The sequence below is a fragment of the [Pseudomonas] carboxydohydrogena genome, from assembly GCF_029030725.1.
Lineage (GTDB): Bacteria > Pseudomonadota > Alphaproteobacteria > Rhizobiales > Xanthobacteraceae > Afipia > Afipia carboxydohydrogena.
The window spans coordinates 3255448-3271440 of sequence record NZ_CP113162.1 but is presented as its reverse complement, the minus strand read 5'-3'; the positions used below and the strand labels follow the sequence as shown (position 1 = coordinate 3271440).

Below are 15993 nucleotides of genomic sequence, written 5' to 3'. Positions count from 1 at the left end.
TTCGTTTGCTTTTCTGGTTTGAAGTTTCTGGTTGGTTTGGCGGTCAATATGTCTCCCTCCGCATCCCGTCGCAGACAGCTTCCCGTTCGGCGCGAACGCGCCGGCGGCGATCACTGGTTTTGAGACGAGAGCGAAAGGGTTAGCGTGGACTTGGATGCGTACTGGGAGGCCGCAACACGCGATGGCGCAGGGCGCACGGGGGATGCCTTTCAGCCGGACCGGCGTGAGTTGCGGAGTCTGCCGTTGCGGAGTGAAGGCCGAGAATGTCGAAACACGTCTCGAAAGGCATAATGCTCCCCCCTCTCGCTACGGGGCCGCAGCGAGCTTTAAGTCGTTCCAGTTTTTAAATCGCGGCTGCCTGGCGCCCAACGCCCTCGCCGTCTTGTGACCCGTCTGCCCGTACCGTTCCTCTACATTCCCCGGCGCCAATGAAGGGGGCTGCGCTGCGTTCCGGCTTTTCTCCCGTGCCCGTGACCCGGACGGGGAAGACGAATTCCGACATAGCAAGCCATTCTCACAAACCGTGTGAGTGTCCTTCTCCATCATCGCTGAGGAAGCGTCGCTAAACCTGCACTTTGATTTGCACGTTCGCCCTTGGCTTTTCGATCAAGGGCGCCTTGTTTCACCAAGGGCCGTTCGATCCGATCAGCCGCGGGGCGCCGCGACGGCTTAAGAAATACACGAGGCTAAACTTCCCGCAATGGAATGATTTTTGGCGCGTGACGAAAAAATTTGCGCCCTCATGGCGCGGTGTTGGCGCGGGCCGCGAAGCGCATCGCCAACTTTTTGAATCTCCGGACAGATTCGTGAGCGCCTGGCATTGTCACAAAACTTCGATACGCCAAAATAAATTCATAAATCATTTACGATTCACCGGAGCGGTGCGGCGCTTTCAAAGTGGTCTGGCGCGCTATGCCGATAAGTGATTATCGAGTCGCGCTAATTTCTGTTCATCGCAACAGGGTAGCTTTGAGTGCGCCGATGCGCGCATGCGACGCGGCTATTGACAGCGCGAAACCGCGCGGACGCGCGATGCAGGGCGCGAGAGCGGCGTGTGAGTGATTGCTTTTTTGCAAACATCGTGTGCGCGATGTGACGTGCCGCCGCACAGGAATGGTCATGCGCGCATTGTGCGGTGCGATCCCAAAAACAAAAGGCCCGGCATTACCGGGCCTTCGATACGTCCTGCGGAGGCAGGGATGATGGATCTGACAGGTTACTTGGCGAGTTTGGCGATCTGCGCGGTGAGGCGCGACACCTTCCGGCTCGCATTGTTCTTGTGAATGATGTTGCGCTGAGCAGCGCGCATCAACTGCGGCTCGGCCTGCTTCATCGCTTCAACGGCAGCCGCGCGGTCGCCCTTCTCGATCGCAGCCTCGACCGAACGAACCGATCCGCGCATCTGGGTGCGGCGAGATTTATTGATCGCAGTGCGGCGGGCAATCTTGCGGGTCGCCTTCTTGGCGGAAGTGGTATTGGCCATGGTCTCTTTGCGTCCTTCGGCGGCGCTCCGTTTAAGAGGCCGGGCTGGTCGTGCTCGGCCACACGGCCGATGCGATAATGATGATGTTCCGCGTCCCGGAAGCCTGCGCCTGTCAGAGAATGAGGGCGCGCCTCAAAGAACAGCGGCGGCCGGATTTCTCCGCCGCCAATTGGGCCTCCTTATAAGGGGGCGGCTTTCCACCGTCAACGACTTCCCCGGCCCGGGAACGGTCCGGATTCGAGGGAAATCGGGCGGATTCGGTTGAATTTTACGGCTTTGCCCGGTATTGCCGCTTCGTTGGCAAGGGGGGCTCATGATCCGCGGTCTGTTTCGCCTCATTGGCCTGCTGCTGCTGGCGGGGGCTTTCATCTTCATGGTTTACGACGGCGCGCGCTCGATCGCCGACCAGACCCTGCGTCTGACCCGCCTCGGCGACTTCTGGAACGACATCCATCAGGCGAGCCAGCGGGTCTTTCAGGCGAAGGTCGAGGAGACCTCGATGTTCCTGTGGGACCATGTCGTGAAGGTCGTGCTGCACCAGCCGGCCTGCGTGGTGCTGGGCGTCCTCGGCATCGCGCTTCTGGTGCTGTGCCGCCCGGCCAAGCCGTTGATCGGCTACGGGCGGGACTGAGCGGGCGTAACCTTTCGCGGCCGCCTGCGTAATACCTATATCCTCGTCACAGCGCAGGAGACCGCCATGTTCTTTGCCCGCAAGCCGCTCACCGTTCCGGCCGCCGCCGAGGCGCTGCCCGGACGGCCCGACCCGATCCCGACCGCGCGGACCCATTTCGTCAGCGGTCATGCGCTGAAAGGGCCGTATCCCGCAGGGCTGCAAACCGCGGTGTTCGGGCTCGGCTGCTTCTGGGGCGCGGAACGCAAGTTCTGGCAGCTCGGCGATGCGGTGTATGTCACCGCGGCCGGCTATGCCGGCGGCACGACGCCCAATCCGACTTATGAGGAAGCCTGTAGCGGCATGACCGGACACACCGAAGCGGTGCTCGTGGTGTTCGATCCGGCGAAAATCTCCTACGAGACGCTGCTGAAGACGTTCTGGGAAAGCCACGACCCGACGCAGGGCATGCGTCAGGGCAATGATATCGGCACCCAGTATCGCTCGGCGATCTACACGACGAGCGAGGCGCAGATGAAAGCCGCGCTGGCCTCGAAAGCGGCCTACGAGAAGGCGCTTTCGGAGCAGGGCTATACCGCGATCTCCACCGAGGTCGCGCCGCTGGAGCATTTCTATTTCGCCGAGGACTACCATCAGCAATACCTCGCCAAGAATCCGGGCGGCTATTGCGGCCTTGGCGGCACCGGCGTGTCCTGCCAGATCGGCACCGGCGTCAACGCCTGAATGAAAAGGCGCTGTCCCGGCAGGGACAGCGCCTGTCCCGTGCCATTGACCCTTTGTTAACCATAAGTGCTGCACACCGGGGCAAACCCCTTTCTTGAGAAAGGGCAAGCCCGGAGCGTTTGGTGCGCCCGTCTCGCGTGTCACTGATTGCCGTCACCCTGATTGCGCTCGCGATGTCGGGCTGCATGCGCGCCTCCGCGCCGCCTGCCGTTGCGCCGCGCGCCGATCTCGATGCGCTGATCTACAAGACCGCACCTTGCACGACGGCGCGCTGTGCGCCCGTGGCCGCGCCTGCGAACGCGGCGATCCCTGCGAATGTCGCCAATGCCTATGCCGCGACGGAAGGCCCTTACCGGCTGGACGCCGGCGACAAGCTGCGCATTGTCGTGTTCGGTCAGGAAGGACTGACCAACACCTACGCGGTCGATGCGGGGGGCTCCATCACGATGCCGCTGATCGGCGGCGTGCGTGCGAAGGGATTATCGCCGGCCGAACTCGCGGGCGTGATCACCGCGCGGCTGAAGCACGGCTATATCCGCGAGCCTTATGTGGCGGTGGAGATCGAGGCCTACCGGCCGTTCTTTATCCTCGGCGAGGTCACGGCGCCGGGCCAGTATCCTTACGTGCCGAACATGACGGCGGAAAGCGCGGTGGCGATCGCGGGTGGCTTCACGCCGCGCGCGCAGCGGCAGGACGTCAAGCTGACGCGCACCTATCCGGCGGGTCCCGTGACCACCACCGTGCCGCTTGCGACCACACTCAAGCCCGGCGACACCGTTCTCGTCGGCGAGCGCTGGTTCTAGAAGAACGGCGATTCACTCAGCCAGCCACGGCTCCAGTCGCCTTTCCATCCGGTGAGGCGGCCATGGCGGAATTGCAGATAAAGCGGGTCCTTGCGGAACAGAAAGCCATTGCCGTTGACCATGCGGACGACGGCGAAGGTCTCGTTGCCCGGCGATCCGCTCACATAAGTCAACGGCGCGCCGAGGGCCGCCCCCACGCTCTCGGCATCCATCCCGGAGGCAAGCGGCGTGGTGTTCGACAGCGTCGAGGTGAACGGGGGCCGTGCGCTGTCCCGCGCCATCGCGGATGAGGACAATGCGGCGCCTGTCGCGAGGGCGATGCAGGACGCGGCCATTACTGACCTCAAGCGGAAAATGACTTTCATCATGCTGCGATTGTTGCATTTCCGCGCCTGAAGGCAAGCGGGAATTGCCGCCGGTCAATCAGGATGCGGCACCTTGCCGGAATTTCAGAACCCGTCCGGCTTTCTTGCGCTGGGCGAGGCCGCGCGCATCCATGATTTCACGGCCAAGCTCGGCCTGGGTGAAAGGCTTCGGCAATTTCGTCACATTGTCGCCGGCGCCGCGCTCGAGTTCGGCGTAGCCGGTGGCGAGGATCACGGGAAGATCGGGCCATTGTGTCTTGATGTCGGTGATGAGTTGCAGCCCGGTCGTGTGTGGCATCGCCTGATCTGTGATGACGAGATCGATGTCGTTGTGGGTTTGCAGGATGGCGAGCGCTTCCTTCGCCGACGAGGCTGCCAGCCCGACATGGCCGAGGTCTTCCAGCATCGCGATGGTGTTGGTCAGCACCAGCATGTCGTCATCGACCGCAAGCACGACCAGCGATTTCTGATCGGGAGCAGGCAGGACAATCTGCAAGGCGGGCGGTGTGGCCGACAATTTCGGTTTGGCGACCGGCAGCCACAGTTCGGCGGTGGTACCCTTGCCGGCGGCGCTCTGGAGCACGAAGCGGCCGCCGCATTGTTCGGTCAGGCCGTGCACCATCGACAGGCCGAGGCCGGTGCCCTTGCCGGGCCCCTTGGTGGTGAAGAACGGCTCGGCCGCGCGGCGCAACGTGTCGGTGTCCATGCCGGTGCCGCCGTCCTCGACGCTGAGGCAGATGTATGGCCCCGGTGCGAGGGCCAGTCTGTTTTGCTCCGACACGCTTTCCTCGCGCGCGGCGATCACGATCTGGCCGCCGTCAGGCATGGCGTCGCGGGCGTTCACGGCGAGATTGAGCAGCGCCATCTCAAGTTGATTGGCGTCTGTCAGGGCCGGAGCGATGACCAGCGGAAATTGCGTCTGGATATCGATGGTCGGGCCGAGCGATCGTTGCAGCAGTTCGGTCATGCCGCGGATCAAAGTGGGAATATCGACCGCGGTCTGCACGAGGTCCTGCCTGCGGGCGAAAGCGAGCATACGCTGCGTCAGCGTCGAGCCGCGGCGGGCGCCCTGCATCGCGTTCTCAAGCAAAGAGTGCAATTTGGGGTCGTCCGGCAGCCGCTTGCGCATCAATTCGAGGCTGCCCATCACCGCCATCAGCAGATTGTTGAAATCGTGTGCGATGCCGCCAGTAAGCTGGCCGATGGCTTCCATTTTCTGCGAATGCAGCAGCGCCTCGCGGTGCTGATCGAGATTGAGCTGCGCGTTGCGCCGCTCGGTGAGATCCCGCGTGATCTTGGCGTAGCCAACGATGCTGCCGTCCGGAGCGCGGATCGGATCGATGATGACGTAGGCCCAGAATTTCGTGCCGTCCTTGCGGACACGCCAGCCTTCGCTCTCGAACTTGCCTTCTTTCCGTGCCGTCTCCAGCGCTCGTTCGGGCATGCCGTCGGCGCGATCGGATTCGGGATAGAAGCGGGAGAAATGGTGACCGATGATTTCGCTCGCCGTGTATCCCTTGAAGCGCTCAGCGCCGGGATTCCAGCTTGTGATGATGCCGTGGGGGTCGAGCATATAGATGGCGTAGTCCGTCACTGCTTCGACCAGCAGGCGGTAACGGCCATCGTCTGTCAGGGATGCGGCGTAACGGTCAGAAAATTCCATGACCCCTCGAAAAAACGGGGCTTTCCGTGAAGCCGCGTCCGCCTCACTAACATCGGCAAGCCTCGTTCGTTCCAGTCTTTTCCGCAGTCCCGGGGCCGGAAAACCGCCCGGATGGTTACTGGCGGGACGCGGGACGGGGCTGCCGAACCCGCCTGCGGGCATGCATCGGGTTATTTTCCCCGGCCGCCCCTCAAATGCCGGGTTGCGGGGGCCGGGCGGTGATGCCGGACGGCACGAAAATTCCGGAAACCGGGGAGCCGGTCCTCTGTTTTGCGGGGTCACGAAAATATTTTTTCGATGGTGCGAGAGGGTAAATGCCGGGTTCCGGCAGAAGGATATTCTCGCTGCGGTCCGGGACGCAGCACGGACATTTTCCTCGCTCATGCCCTTGCAAAAGAGCCTTCTCTCGCAGGCATAACTTGATTTTTCCAGATGTCACGAGCGGCTCGTATCGCGTTTGCATACGCCCATATGACGTAGCACAAAGGCGTTGTCCTTGGCCGAAACGGCGCGCAGGCGATGGCTCTTGCGGTGATGTTTCGAGACGGAGGACGCCTCCGCGGACCGGCGGGTTCGCGCTGCATCGAGAGCAAGGTTGCAATGACAAAACCATTCCCCGGCCCGGCCCTTTCCCAAGACCAGTGGCAGCAGATCAGTTCGCTGGCGACCACCCTGTCGCCGGAGCAGGCGACCTGGATCAGCGGCTACTTTTCCGGGGTCAGCGATTCTTTCCGCCTGAGAGCTGGCTCCGCCACGGCTTTGGCCGAGCGCGTGCCGGTGGCGGTCGAGACGGCCGCGCCCGCCGCCGCCAGCCGGACCCTGACCGTCCTTTATGCCAGCGAAACCGGCAACAGCGCGGCGCTCGCCAAGGCGTTCGCGCAGGACGCCACGGCGCAGGGCATCCACGCGACCGCCGTCAGCATGGCCGACTACAAGGTCCGCGGCCTGAAGGACGAGCAGGATCTCGTCGTCATCACCTCGACCCATGGCGAGGGTGATCCGCCGCAGGCCAGCGTCGGGTTCTTCGAGTTCCTGGAAAGCCGCAAGGCGCCGAAGCTGCCGCAGCTGCGCTTCGCGGTGCTGGCGCTCGGCGATTCGACTTACGAGAAATATTGCGAGGCCGGCAAGCGCATCGACCGCCGCCTTGAGGAACTTGGCGCGCAGCGCATCGCCGCCCGCGTCGATTGCGACGTCGATTATGAGGAGCCTGCTTCGGCTTGGCACGCGAATGTGCTGCGCGCCCTCGCGCCGGTTGGGCAGGCTTCGGCCGCTGCGCCGGTGGCCGCCTCGTCAGCCGTTACTCCCGCGCAAACGGCTGCCTTCGACAAGAAGAACCCGTATGCGGCGAGCGTGATCGACAACATCGTACTGACGGGCCGTGGTTCGAGCAAGGAAACGCGGCATATCGAATTGTCGCTGGCGGATTCCGGGCTGACCTATCAGCCGGGCGATGCGCTCGGCATCGTGCCGCGCAACGATCCGGCGCTGGTCGCGTCTCTGATCGAAAAACTGAAGCTGCAAGCCGACGCTCCCGTGACGGTGAAGCAAGAGACCCTGCCGCTGCATGAAGCGCTCGGCGGCGCTTTTGAGGTCACCGCCGCGACGCCGCGTTTCCTCGATCACTGGGCATCCGTCACCGGTTCTTCGGAACTGGAGCGGCTGCGCAGCCCGGAGGAGGGCGCGGCGCGCACCGCGTTCCTGCACAACCATCATATCCTCGACATCGTGAACCGCTTCCCGGCATCCGGCATCGAGCCTGCGACGCTTCTGGCGGGCCTGCGGCCGTTGCAGCCGCGGCTTTATTCCATCGCATCGAGCCTCGCGGCGACGCCGGAGGAAGTGCATCTCACGGTCAGCACCGTGCGCTACAACCTTCATGACGTGCCGCGCGCGGGCGTCGCCTCCGGCTATCTCGCCTCCCTGACGGGCGAGGACGCCACGCTTCCGGTCTATGTCCAGCCGAGCGCGCACTTCCATCTTCCCGCCAACGATGTGCCGATCATCATGATCGGCGCGGGCACGGGCGTCGCGCCCTATCGCGCCTTCATGCAGCAGCGCGAGGCGGAGGGCGCATCGGGCCGGTCGTGGCTGTTCTTCGGGGAACGAAATTTCCGCAGCGATTTCCTCTATCAGGTCGAGTGGCAGGCGCTGCTCAAGAGCGGCGCGCTGAGCCGGATGGATGTCGCCTTCTCGCGCGACGGCGCGAACAAGGTCTATGTGCAGGACCGCCTGCGTGAGCAGGGTCGCGATATTTATGCGTGGCTTGAAGATGGCGCGCGGATCTATGTCTGCGGCGATGCCACGCATATGGCCCCGGACGTGCACAAGGCGCTCGCCGGCGTAATCGAGGCGCATAGCGGATTGAGCCATGAGGCGGCGAACGAATATCTGAACGAGTTGCAGCGCGACCGCCGCTACCTGCTCGACGTTTACTGAGGGTGCGCGTGATGGATGTGAAAGTTGAAGTTGATCGCAGCCGCGATCGGTCGCAACCGCTCGACAAGCTCGGGCCGGACGAGACGCTGAAGGCCAATAGCGACCAGTTGCGCGGCACCATCGCCAGGAGTCTGGCGGACCCGATCACGCTGTCGGTCGATCCGAGCGACAACAAGCTGATGAAGTTTCACGGCATCTATCAGCAGGATGACCGCGATATTCGCGACGAACGCCGACGTCAGAAGCTGGAGCCAGCCTATGCCTTCATGGCGCGCGTGCGGCTGCCCGGCGGCGTTTGCAGCCCGAGCCAGTGGCTCAAGCTCGACGAACTCGGCCGCGCCTATGGCGGCGACACCGTGCGCCTGACCACGCGGCAGACCTTCCAGTTGCACCATGTGTTCAAGCACAATTTGCGCCCGGCGTTGCAGGGGCTGCGCGAGGTGCTGCTCGACACCAAGGCGGCCTGCGGCGACGACACCCGCGGCGTAATGGCAACCGTCAATCCGCTGGTCTCGAAGGCGCATGCCGAGGTCTATGCGCTCGCCACGCAGGCGAGCGAGCGTGCGTTGCATCGCACCGGTGCCTATCGCGAGATCTGGTACGAGGAGGAGCGCGATCCTTCCACCATCAAGAAGGTGCCGGACGGCAGCGAGGAGCCGTTCTACGGGCGCACCTACATGCCCCGCAAGTTCAAGATCGGCTTTGCGATTCCGCCGAGCAACGACATCGATGTCTATTCGCAGGATCTGGGCCTCATCGCCATCGTCGAGCGCGGCAAGCTGAAAGGCTTCAACGTCGCCATCGGCGGCGGCCTCGGCCGCACCGATCAGGCGCCGAAGACCTATCCGCGCCTCGCCAGCGTGATCGGTTATGTCGAGACAAAAAATCTGTTCACCGTTGTCGATGCGGTGATGTCGGTGCAGCGCGATTACGGCGACCGCACCGATCGCCTGCACGCGCGTTTCAAATACACCATCGACGACAAGGGCCTCGACTGGATCAAGGCCGAGATCGAACGCCGCGCCGGATTCGATCTGGCTCCCGCAAAGCCCTACACCTTCACCTCGAACGGCGATCCGCTCGGCTGGATCAAGGGCGAGGACGGCCGCCTGCATTGCACGTTGTTCATCCAGAACGGCCGCATCATCAATCAGCCCGGCCGCCCGCTGATGGATGGCCTGCGCGAGGTTGCCCGCATCCACAAGGGCCATTTCCGCCTGACGCCGAACCAGAACCTCACCATCTCCGATATCGCGCCGGAGGACCGGCCCGCGATCGAGGCCGTGATGAAGCAGTACGGGCTCGACGAGTTCGAGACCCGCAGCGGTCTGCGGCTGAATTCGATGGCGTGCGTGGCATTGCCGACCTGCGGCCTTGCGATGGCCGAGAGCGAACGCTATCTGCCCGACCTTATTACCAAGATCGAAATTTTGCTGGGCGCGCACGGTCTCAAGGATGAGCCGATCACCATCCGCATGACGGGGTGCCCGAATGGCTGCGCGCGGCCCTATGTTGCCGAGATCGCGCTGACCGGCCGCGCGCCGGGCAAATACAATCTTTATCTCGGCGGCGGCTTTCATGGCCAGCGCCTTAACAAGATGTATCTGGAGAATGTCGGCGAGTCCGCCATTCTGGAAGCGCTCGACAAGGTGCTCGGCCACTTCGCGCGCGAGCGCAAGGAAGGCGAGCATTTCGGGGACTTTGCGATCCGCGCGGGTTATGTCGCGGAGGTGAAGGAAGGCCGCTACTTCAACGATTGAAGTGTGATGCCGTCTTATACAAGGGTTGCCGCGCTCAGGAGGGGCGCGTCATTGTCCTTGCCGGAAATGATCGGGTTTATTTTCAGCGGCCAATCGATGCCGACGGCCGGATCGTTCCAGCGGATCGCGCGTTCGTGCTCGGCGGACCAGTAGTCCGTCGTTTTGTAAATGACTTCGGCCGTCTCGCTCAGAACCTGAAAGCCGTGGGCGAAGCCCTCCGGAATCCAGAGCTGCTTTTTGTTATCCGCGCTGAGAACGATTCCGGTCCATTGTCCGAACCGGGGCGAATTGCGCCGGATGTCGACGACGACATCGAAAATCTCTCCTGCAAGCACCCGCACCAGCTTGCCCTGCGCCTTCGGCGCGATCTGGTAATGCAGGCCGCGCACGACACCTTTTTTCGAGAACGACTGATTGTCCTGAACGAATGGCACATCCGCGACAGATTCGCGAAAACGCTGATGATTGAAACTCTCGAAGAAATATCCGCGGGCGTCGGAAAAAAGGGATGGTTCAACCACCATGACGCCGTCCAGCGCGGTCGCCGTCACTTTCATGAGGGGGTCTCCTCGCGCAGCAGATTTTTCAAGTACTGGCCATAGCCGGTCTTGCCGAGTGCGGTGGCGAGAACATCGAGCTGGGCCGCATCGATCCATTTATGATTGAAAGCGATTTCCTCGGGACAGGCGACCTTCACCCCCTGACGATGCTCCAGCGTGGCGACGAACTGGCTCGCCTCCAAAAGGGATTCGTGCGTGCCGGTATCGAGCCATGCGAACCCGCGGCCGAGAATCTCGACGTTCAAAAGGCCTGCTTCAAGGTAGCGCCGGTTGACGTCGGTGATTTCCAGTTCGCCGCGCGCCGAGGGCTTGATCGCGCGCGCATGAGCAATGGCCTCGTTGTCGTAGAAATACAGGCCGGTGACGGCGTAAGAGGATTTTGGTTTTTGCGGTTTTTCCTCGATCGACAGCGCGCGATGGTTCTTGTCGAACTCGACCACGCCATAACGCTCCGGATCGTGGACGCGATAGGCGAAAACGGTCGCCCCGTTTTTGTGGCTGGAGGCCGAGTCCAGCAAGTCCGGCAGTCCATGCCCGTAAAAAATATTGTCGCCGAGGACGAGCGTGACATCATCCTGACCGACGAAGGGAGCGGCAATCGTCAGCGCTTGGGCCAGCCCTTCCGGCCGTTCCTGAACGGCATATTCGAGCCGCATGCCCCATTTCGAGCCGTCGCCCAGAAGCTGCATGAAGCGTGGTGTGTCTTGCGGCGTGGAGATGATCAGGATTTCACGAATGCCCGCCAGCATCAGCACGGTCAGCGGGTAATAGATCATCGGCTTGTCGAAGACCGGCAGGAGTTGCTTGCTGACGGCGATCGTCGCCGGGTGCAGGCGGGTGCCCGAGCCGCCGGCCAGAACGATACCCTTTCGCGTGCGGTCAAAAGCCATATCAAGCCTGTCTGTTCACGTCATGTAATTGGGCAATGAATTCCCGCAGCGGAGTTTGCCATTGGGGAAGGTCGTAGCCAAGCAGATGGCGCAGCTTTGTCGTGTCGAGAAGCGAATTCCGGGGGCGCGCGGCGGGCGTCGGATAGTCCTCCGTTGAAATGGGGATGATCCTGTCCTCGGAGAGTTTGAGCGGCCAGCCTTGCCGTTCTGCCTCGCGAACGAGTTCGACGGCATAGTGATGCCACGACGTGCGTCCCGAAGGGGCAAGGTTGAAAATCCCGCGAGCGAGCGCGGCATTTCCGCGATGGGGTGAGGCAAGATAGCGCGCGATGATCTCGGCCGTGGTCTCCGCAATCAGCTCAGCCGATGTCGGGGCGCCGAATTGGTCGGCGACGATGCGCAATTCGTCTCGCTCCGAGGCGAGCTTCAGGATGGTCTTTGCGAAATTCCGGCCCGTCACGCCATAGACCCAGCTAACGCGCAGAATGGAATGGTCCGGCAGGGCCGATGCGATGGCGTCATCGCCGGCGAGTTTCGAGCGGCCATAGACGCTGAGCGGAGAGGGGGGATCGTTCTCGGCATAGGCTGCCGTTTTGCTTCCGTCGAAAACGTAATCCGTTGAATAATGGATCAGCCATGCACCCAGAGCCTTGGCTTCCTCGGCGAGAATGCCGGGCGCTTCGGCATTGATCCTGTGGCAAAGGGCTGCGTCCGTCTCGGCCTTGTCGACGGCGGTGTAGGCTACGGCATTGACGATCAGGTCGGGGCGGGTTGCGCGGATGACGTTCCGCAGTTGGTCTGCGTCGCCGAGATCGCACGTTGTGCGGTTGTGCGCGGCAACGTCTCCGAGCTTTGCCAACCGGGGTTGCAAAGATGTGCCGACCTGACCGTCTTTGCCCAGCAGCAGAATACGCAAAGCTGTCACCGTGCCGAATAATTCTTCTGAATCCAGTCGCGGTATGCGCCGGAAATCACGCGGTCGGTCCAGGTTGAATTGGCAAGATACCAGCGGACGGTTTTGAGCAGGCCGGATTCGAAGGTCTCCTTCGGTGTCCAGCCGAGTTCATTTTTGATCCGCGTGGCGTCGATGGCATAGCGGCGATCGTGTCCGGGCCTGTCCTTCACGAATGCAATCTGGGTTGTATAGGACTGACCATCGGAGCGGGGATGCTCGGCGTCCAGAATGCCGCAAAGCGTATGAACCACGTCGATGTTGGCTTTCTCGCTGTTGCCGCCGATGTTGTAAGTCTCGCCGAGCTGGCCTGCGGCGAGAACGCGCCGGATGGCTTCGCAGTGATCCTCGACATGGAGCCAGTCCCGGATCTGAAGTCCGTCGCCATAGACAGGCAGCGGCTTACCGGTGATGGCGTTATGGATCATCAGCGGGATCAGCTTTTCAGGAAACTGATACGGGCCGTAATTGTTCGAGCAGTTCGTGGTGATAACCGGAAGCCCGTAGGTGTGATACCAGGCGCGGACGAGATGATCCGACGCGGCTTTCGATGCCGCGTAAGGGCTGTTCGGCAGATAGGCATTGGTTTCGGAGAAGGCCGGATCGTCCGCGGACAGGGTGCCGTAGACCTCGTCCGTCGAGACATGGAGGAAGCGGAATGCGTCCTGCTCGGCTTTGCCCAGATGCGACCAATATTCTCTCGCGCACTCCAGCAAATGAAACGTGCCGACGACATTGGTTGCGATGAAATCGCCGGGACCGTGGATGGAGCGATCGACATGGGACTCGGCCGCGAAATTGACGATGGCGCGAGGGCGCACACGCGCGAGCAGCTTCTTCAGCAGCGCGACATCTCCGATGTCGCCGTGAACGAACTCGAGTTGCTGACTGGTGAGATCGCTGAAGTTTTCGAGATTGCCCGCGTATGTCAGCTTGTCGAGATTAACGATTGGCGCGGTCTCGCGCCCCAGCCAGACCCGGATGAAGTTCGAGCCGATAAATCCCGCGCCGCCGGTGACGAGGATGGGAGAGGAGGAGAGTGCGGTCATTCGATGTAATTTTCTATTGAAATCAATGAGATGGCGGCGCGACCAATCAGAAGGACCTGTTCCTGAAGGCGAGGTTTATACAGGATATGAAATGGTTAGACACGCCGAAACCATCGGCAACATCTTCCTTTATCCGGGTGCCGTCAGGTTAATCGGGTGCGTTTGGTCTCGATGGGCAAATCGCCTCCTCGGGGCTACCGGCAATCACTTTGATCCGGTGACGCTGATAAATATGCGCTAGTAGGATTGATCGATGCCACAACCTGAAGTGCATACGTGTTTTTGAAATAACTCCCGAGCGTTTTAAGCGTGCGGTACAATTCGTCATTTCTATCTGCCTTCTCGCGAGACGATAATGGGCTTTTTACGAGTCATTCAAAGGATCGGTGGCCGCGTTTCAGGAATCACAAGCACATTCACCTATGACGGGCCTGTCCAGCGATTTGACCTTCAGCCTCCGCGGGGAGGCTGGCGCGGTTGGGTGGAAATTCAGGTCGTCGACAGTGCGCGGAAGCATGGAGAAGGGCAGCGCCGCTATTTTCTCGTGCAGCGATCCGGTGGACATCTGGAGTCGAAAGTCCAGATCATTCCCGGAAAATCTGGAACGATCCGCGAAGTCTTGCGGATGACCGGCCGAATAAATGGCGTCGGCCTGATCGTACGGAGTGAAGGGGATCTATCCCACGGATCGAGTCTCAGGGTAAGGGCTCGTCGATTGTATCGGCTTGAAGCATTATGGCGCGTTGCATTTCGGCATCGCGAGCGGTTTTCGAAAAGCGGGCTATCCGGATTTTTCTCACTCATCTCTCGATTATTGAAGATGAAGGAGGGCTTCGTAGAGCGCTTGATGTATTACGAGTGGATCGATCGTTACGATACGCTGTACGCGGGGGAAGATGCACAAATCTCCCAGTTTGTCTCGGAACTGAAAATCAAACCCAAGTTCTCTATCGTTGTGCCTGTCTATAACACCCCGCGGCATATTCTCGCGGAAATGGTCTCATCGGTTAAAAACCAGATTTATCAGGACTGGGAATTATGCCTTGCGGACGATGCTTCGCCGCAACCGCACGTTCGCGAATGTCTGGAAAACCTGTCGGTGGAAGATGGCAGAATAAAAGTCGCGTTGCGGGAGGAGAACGGCGGCATCAGTGCGGCCACCAATTCGGCGCTCGAGCTTGCCGGTGGCGACTATATTGTTTTTCTCGATCACGATGATGTTCTATCGGCCCACGCGCTTGCGACGATGGCCGGTTACATCAATCGCCATCCCGACTCGGACATCTTCTATTCTGACGAAGACAAGCTCGACCAGAACGGGAGGCGTTATGGCCATTTCTTCAAGCCGGATTGGAATCCCGAGCGGTTGTACGGGCAGAATTACCTGAACCATCTCACGGTCATTCGTGCCTCGATGGTGCGCAGTCTGGGCGGCTTGCGATACGGGGCGGAAGGCAGTCAGGATTATGACCTTGTGCTGCGTGCGGTTTCAGCCACGAAAGAGCCGGTCATACACGTGCCCCATATTCTGTATCATTGGAGAATCTATGGAAACGCTGGGACGTTCTCATCGACGCAACTTGAGAGAGCGACGGCCTCGGCGCGCAAGGTGCTTGCTGAACATTTTGAAGCCGCAGGCCAGGCAGTCACAGTTGCGACGGCTGCCAACAATTATCATCGCGTTATCCGAAACGATCCGGCCCGCTGGCCCAAAGTAAGCGTCATTATTCCGACTCGCGATCGCGCCAATCTCCTGAAGATCTGTATCGACGGGTTTCGCCGGACTGACTATCCAGATGTGGAAATCATTCTGGTGGATAATGGAAGCATTGAAACGGAAACTTTAACATTCCTCGAGGAAGCCAGACGTTCGGGGATCGTCGTGGTCGATTGCCCCGGACCCTTCAATTATTCCCGCATCAATAATCGGGCGGCTGCGAGAGCGGCAGGCGATATCCTGCTGCTTCTCAATAACGATACTGAAATCATCGATCCCGCGTGGTTGAAGGAGATGGTGCGTTGCCTGCTGCAACCCGATGTTGCTGTGGTAGGCGCCAAGCTTCTGTATCCCGATCGTACCATTCAGCATGCGGGTGTTGTTCTGGGGATCGGGGGGGTTGCAGGGCATATCTATGTGTCGGAGCGGGAAAAGGCTGCCGGATATGCCGGAGCGTTGGGCATCGCGCGAGATGTTTCGTGCGTTACCGCTGCCTGCATGGCGATCAGGAAATCCGTATTTGACGAACTCGGGGGATTCAACGAGGCGGACTTGCAAGTGGCATTTAATGATGTCGATCTGTGTATTCGAATTCGTCAGGCAGGGTATCGCATCATCTTTAGTCCATTCGCGGTTCTGACTCATCATGAGTCAAAAAGCCGGGGCCTGGCTCTCTCAGGCGAAGATCTCAAACGCTTCCAAGGCGAGATTGAATATATGCAAAAGCAGTGGGGAGGAATTCTTGAGCGTGATCCGTTTCATCACCCCAGTCTGTCGCTGGAACAGCCAAAGATAGAATTGGCGTTTCCTCCACGTGTTGCTTTCCCATGGCGGCGGACAGAATTCGGACTTTCGTCATCAGGCGTAAATCTTCATTCCTGAGAAAATGAACCTGAGCCTGATCTGTTTCAGCGTCTATAAAATGTTGAGCGGTGCCCGCCGGTGGTCGGCCATATCATGC

General features: G+C 60.8%; 13 protein-coding genes. 6 read left to right on the top strand and 7 right to left on the bottom strand.

Going from position 1 to position 15993, the window contains the following annotated elements:
* Positions 1-1216: 1216 nt before the first annotated feature.
* A complete protein-coding gene (gene rpsT / locus AFIC_RS15800; RefSeq protein ID WP_275247158.1) occupies positions 1217-1483 on the bottom strand; it encodes a 30S ribosomal protein S20 in 267 nt (88 codons plus the stop codon).
* Between the two features lie 313 nt (positions 1484-1796).
* Between rpsT and AFIC_RS15795 the strand changes: the two genes are divergently transcribed.
* From AFIC_RS15795 to AFIC_RS15785, 3 genes are all read left to right on the top strand, one after another.
* Positions 1797-2114: a hypothetical protein gene (locus tag AFIC_RS15795; RefSeq protein ID WP_275247157.1), complete on the top strand. Its 318-nt coding sequence runs from the start codon at positions 1797-1799 to the stop codon at positions 2112-2114.
* A gap of 66 nt (positions 2115-2180) precedes the next feature.
* Positions 2181-2837 carry a peptide-methionine (S)-S-oxide reductase MsrA gene (gene msrA / locus AFIC_RS15790; protein WP_275247156.1) on the top strand — a complete coding sequence of 219 codons (657 nt, stop codon included), beginning with the start codon at positions 2181-2183 and terminating at the stop codon, positions 2835-2837.
* A gap of 122 nt (positions 2838-2959) precedes the next feature.
* The gene (locus AFIC_RS15785; protein ID WP_275247155.1) at positions 2960-3640 is read left to right on the top strand and encodes a polysaccharide biosynthesis/export family protein; all 681 of its coding nucleotides are present in this window, start codon (positions 2960-2962) and stop codon (positions 3638-3640) included.
* On the opposite strand, the gene AFIC_RS15780 is transcribed toward AFIC_RS15785, so the two are convergent.
* Entirely contained in the window at positions 3637-3975 is a 339-nt protein-coding gene (locus AFIC_RS15780) for a hypothetical protein (protein WP_275247154.1), read from the bottom strand. The two genes, AFIC_RS15785 and AFIC_RS15780, sit on opposite strands and share 4 nt — an antisense overlap.
* Before the next feature lie 88 nt (positions 3976-4063).
* The gene (locus tag AFIC_RS15775) at positions 4064-5668 is read right to left on the bottom strand and encodes a PAS domain-containing sensor histidine kinase (RefSeq protein WP_275247153.1); all 1605 of its coding nucleotides are present in this window, start codon (positions 5666-5668) and stop codon (positions 4064-4066) included.
* Positions 5669-6268: 600 nt separating this feature from the next.
* Here AFIC_RS15775 and AFIC_RS15770 point away from each other — a divergent pair.
* Both AFIC_RS15770 and AFIC_RS15765 read left to right on the top strand, forming a co-directional pair.
* Positions 6269-8104 carry an assimilatory sulfite reductase (NADPH) flavoprotein subunit gene (locus AFIC_RS15770; RefSeq protein WP_275247152.1) on the top strand — a complete coding sequence of 612 codons (1836 nt, stop codon included), beginning with the start codon at positions 6269-6271 and terminating at the stop codon, positions 8102-8104.
* An 11-nt stretch (positions 8105-8115) separates the two neighbouring features.
* Entirely contained in the window at positions 8116-9864 is a 1749-nt protein-coding gene (locus AFIC_RS15765) for an NADPH-dependent assimilatory sulfite reductase hemoprotein subunit (RefSeq protein WP_275247151.1), read from the top strand.
* 14 nt (positions 9865-9878) lie between these two features.
* On the opposite strand, the gene rfbC is transcribed toward AFIC_RS15765, so the two are convergent.
* The 4 genes from rfbC to rfbB form a co-directional block, all read right to left on the bottom strand.
* Positions 9879-10421: a dTDP-4-dehydrorhamnose 3,5-epimerase gene (gene rfbC / locus AFIC_RS15760; RefSeq protein WP_275247150.1), complete on the bottom strand. Its 543-nt coding sequence runs from the start codon at positions 10419-10421 to the stop codon at positions 9879-9881.
* Positions 10418-11314, bottom strand: coding sequence for a glucose-1-phosphate thymidylyltransferase RfbA (gene rfbA / locus AFIC_RS15755; protein ID WP_275247149.1), 897 nt, complete (start codon positions 11312-11314; stop codon positions 10418-10420). Before rfbA ends, rfbC begins: the two co-directional genes overlap by 4 nt.
* Before the next feature lies 1 nt (position 11315).
* Positions 11316-12173, bottom strand: coding sequence for a dTDP-4-dehydrorhamnose reductase (rfbD, locus tag AFIC_RS15750; RefSeq protein ID WP_420833350.1), 858 nt, complete (start codon positions 12171-12173; stop codon positions 11316-11318).
* A gap of 62 nt (positions 12174-12235) precedes the next feature.
* A complete protein-coding gene (gene rfbB / locus AFIC_RS15745) occupies positions 12236-13315 on the bottom strand; it encodes a dTDP-glucose 4,6-dehydratase (RefSeq protein ID WP_275247147.1) in 1080 nt (359 codons plus the stop codon).
* A gap of 481 nt (positions 13316-13796) precedes the next feature.
* Between rfbB and AFIC_RS15740 the strand changes: the two genes are divergently transcribed.
* Complete coding sequence (locus AFIC_RS15740; protein ID WP_275247146.1) at positions 13797-15914, top strand: glycosyltransferase family 2 protein; 2118 nt, start codon at positions 13797-13799, stop codon at positions 15912-15914.
* The last annotated feature ends 79 nt before the right edge of the window (positions 15915-15993 follow it).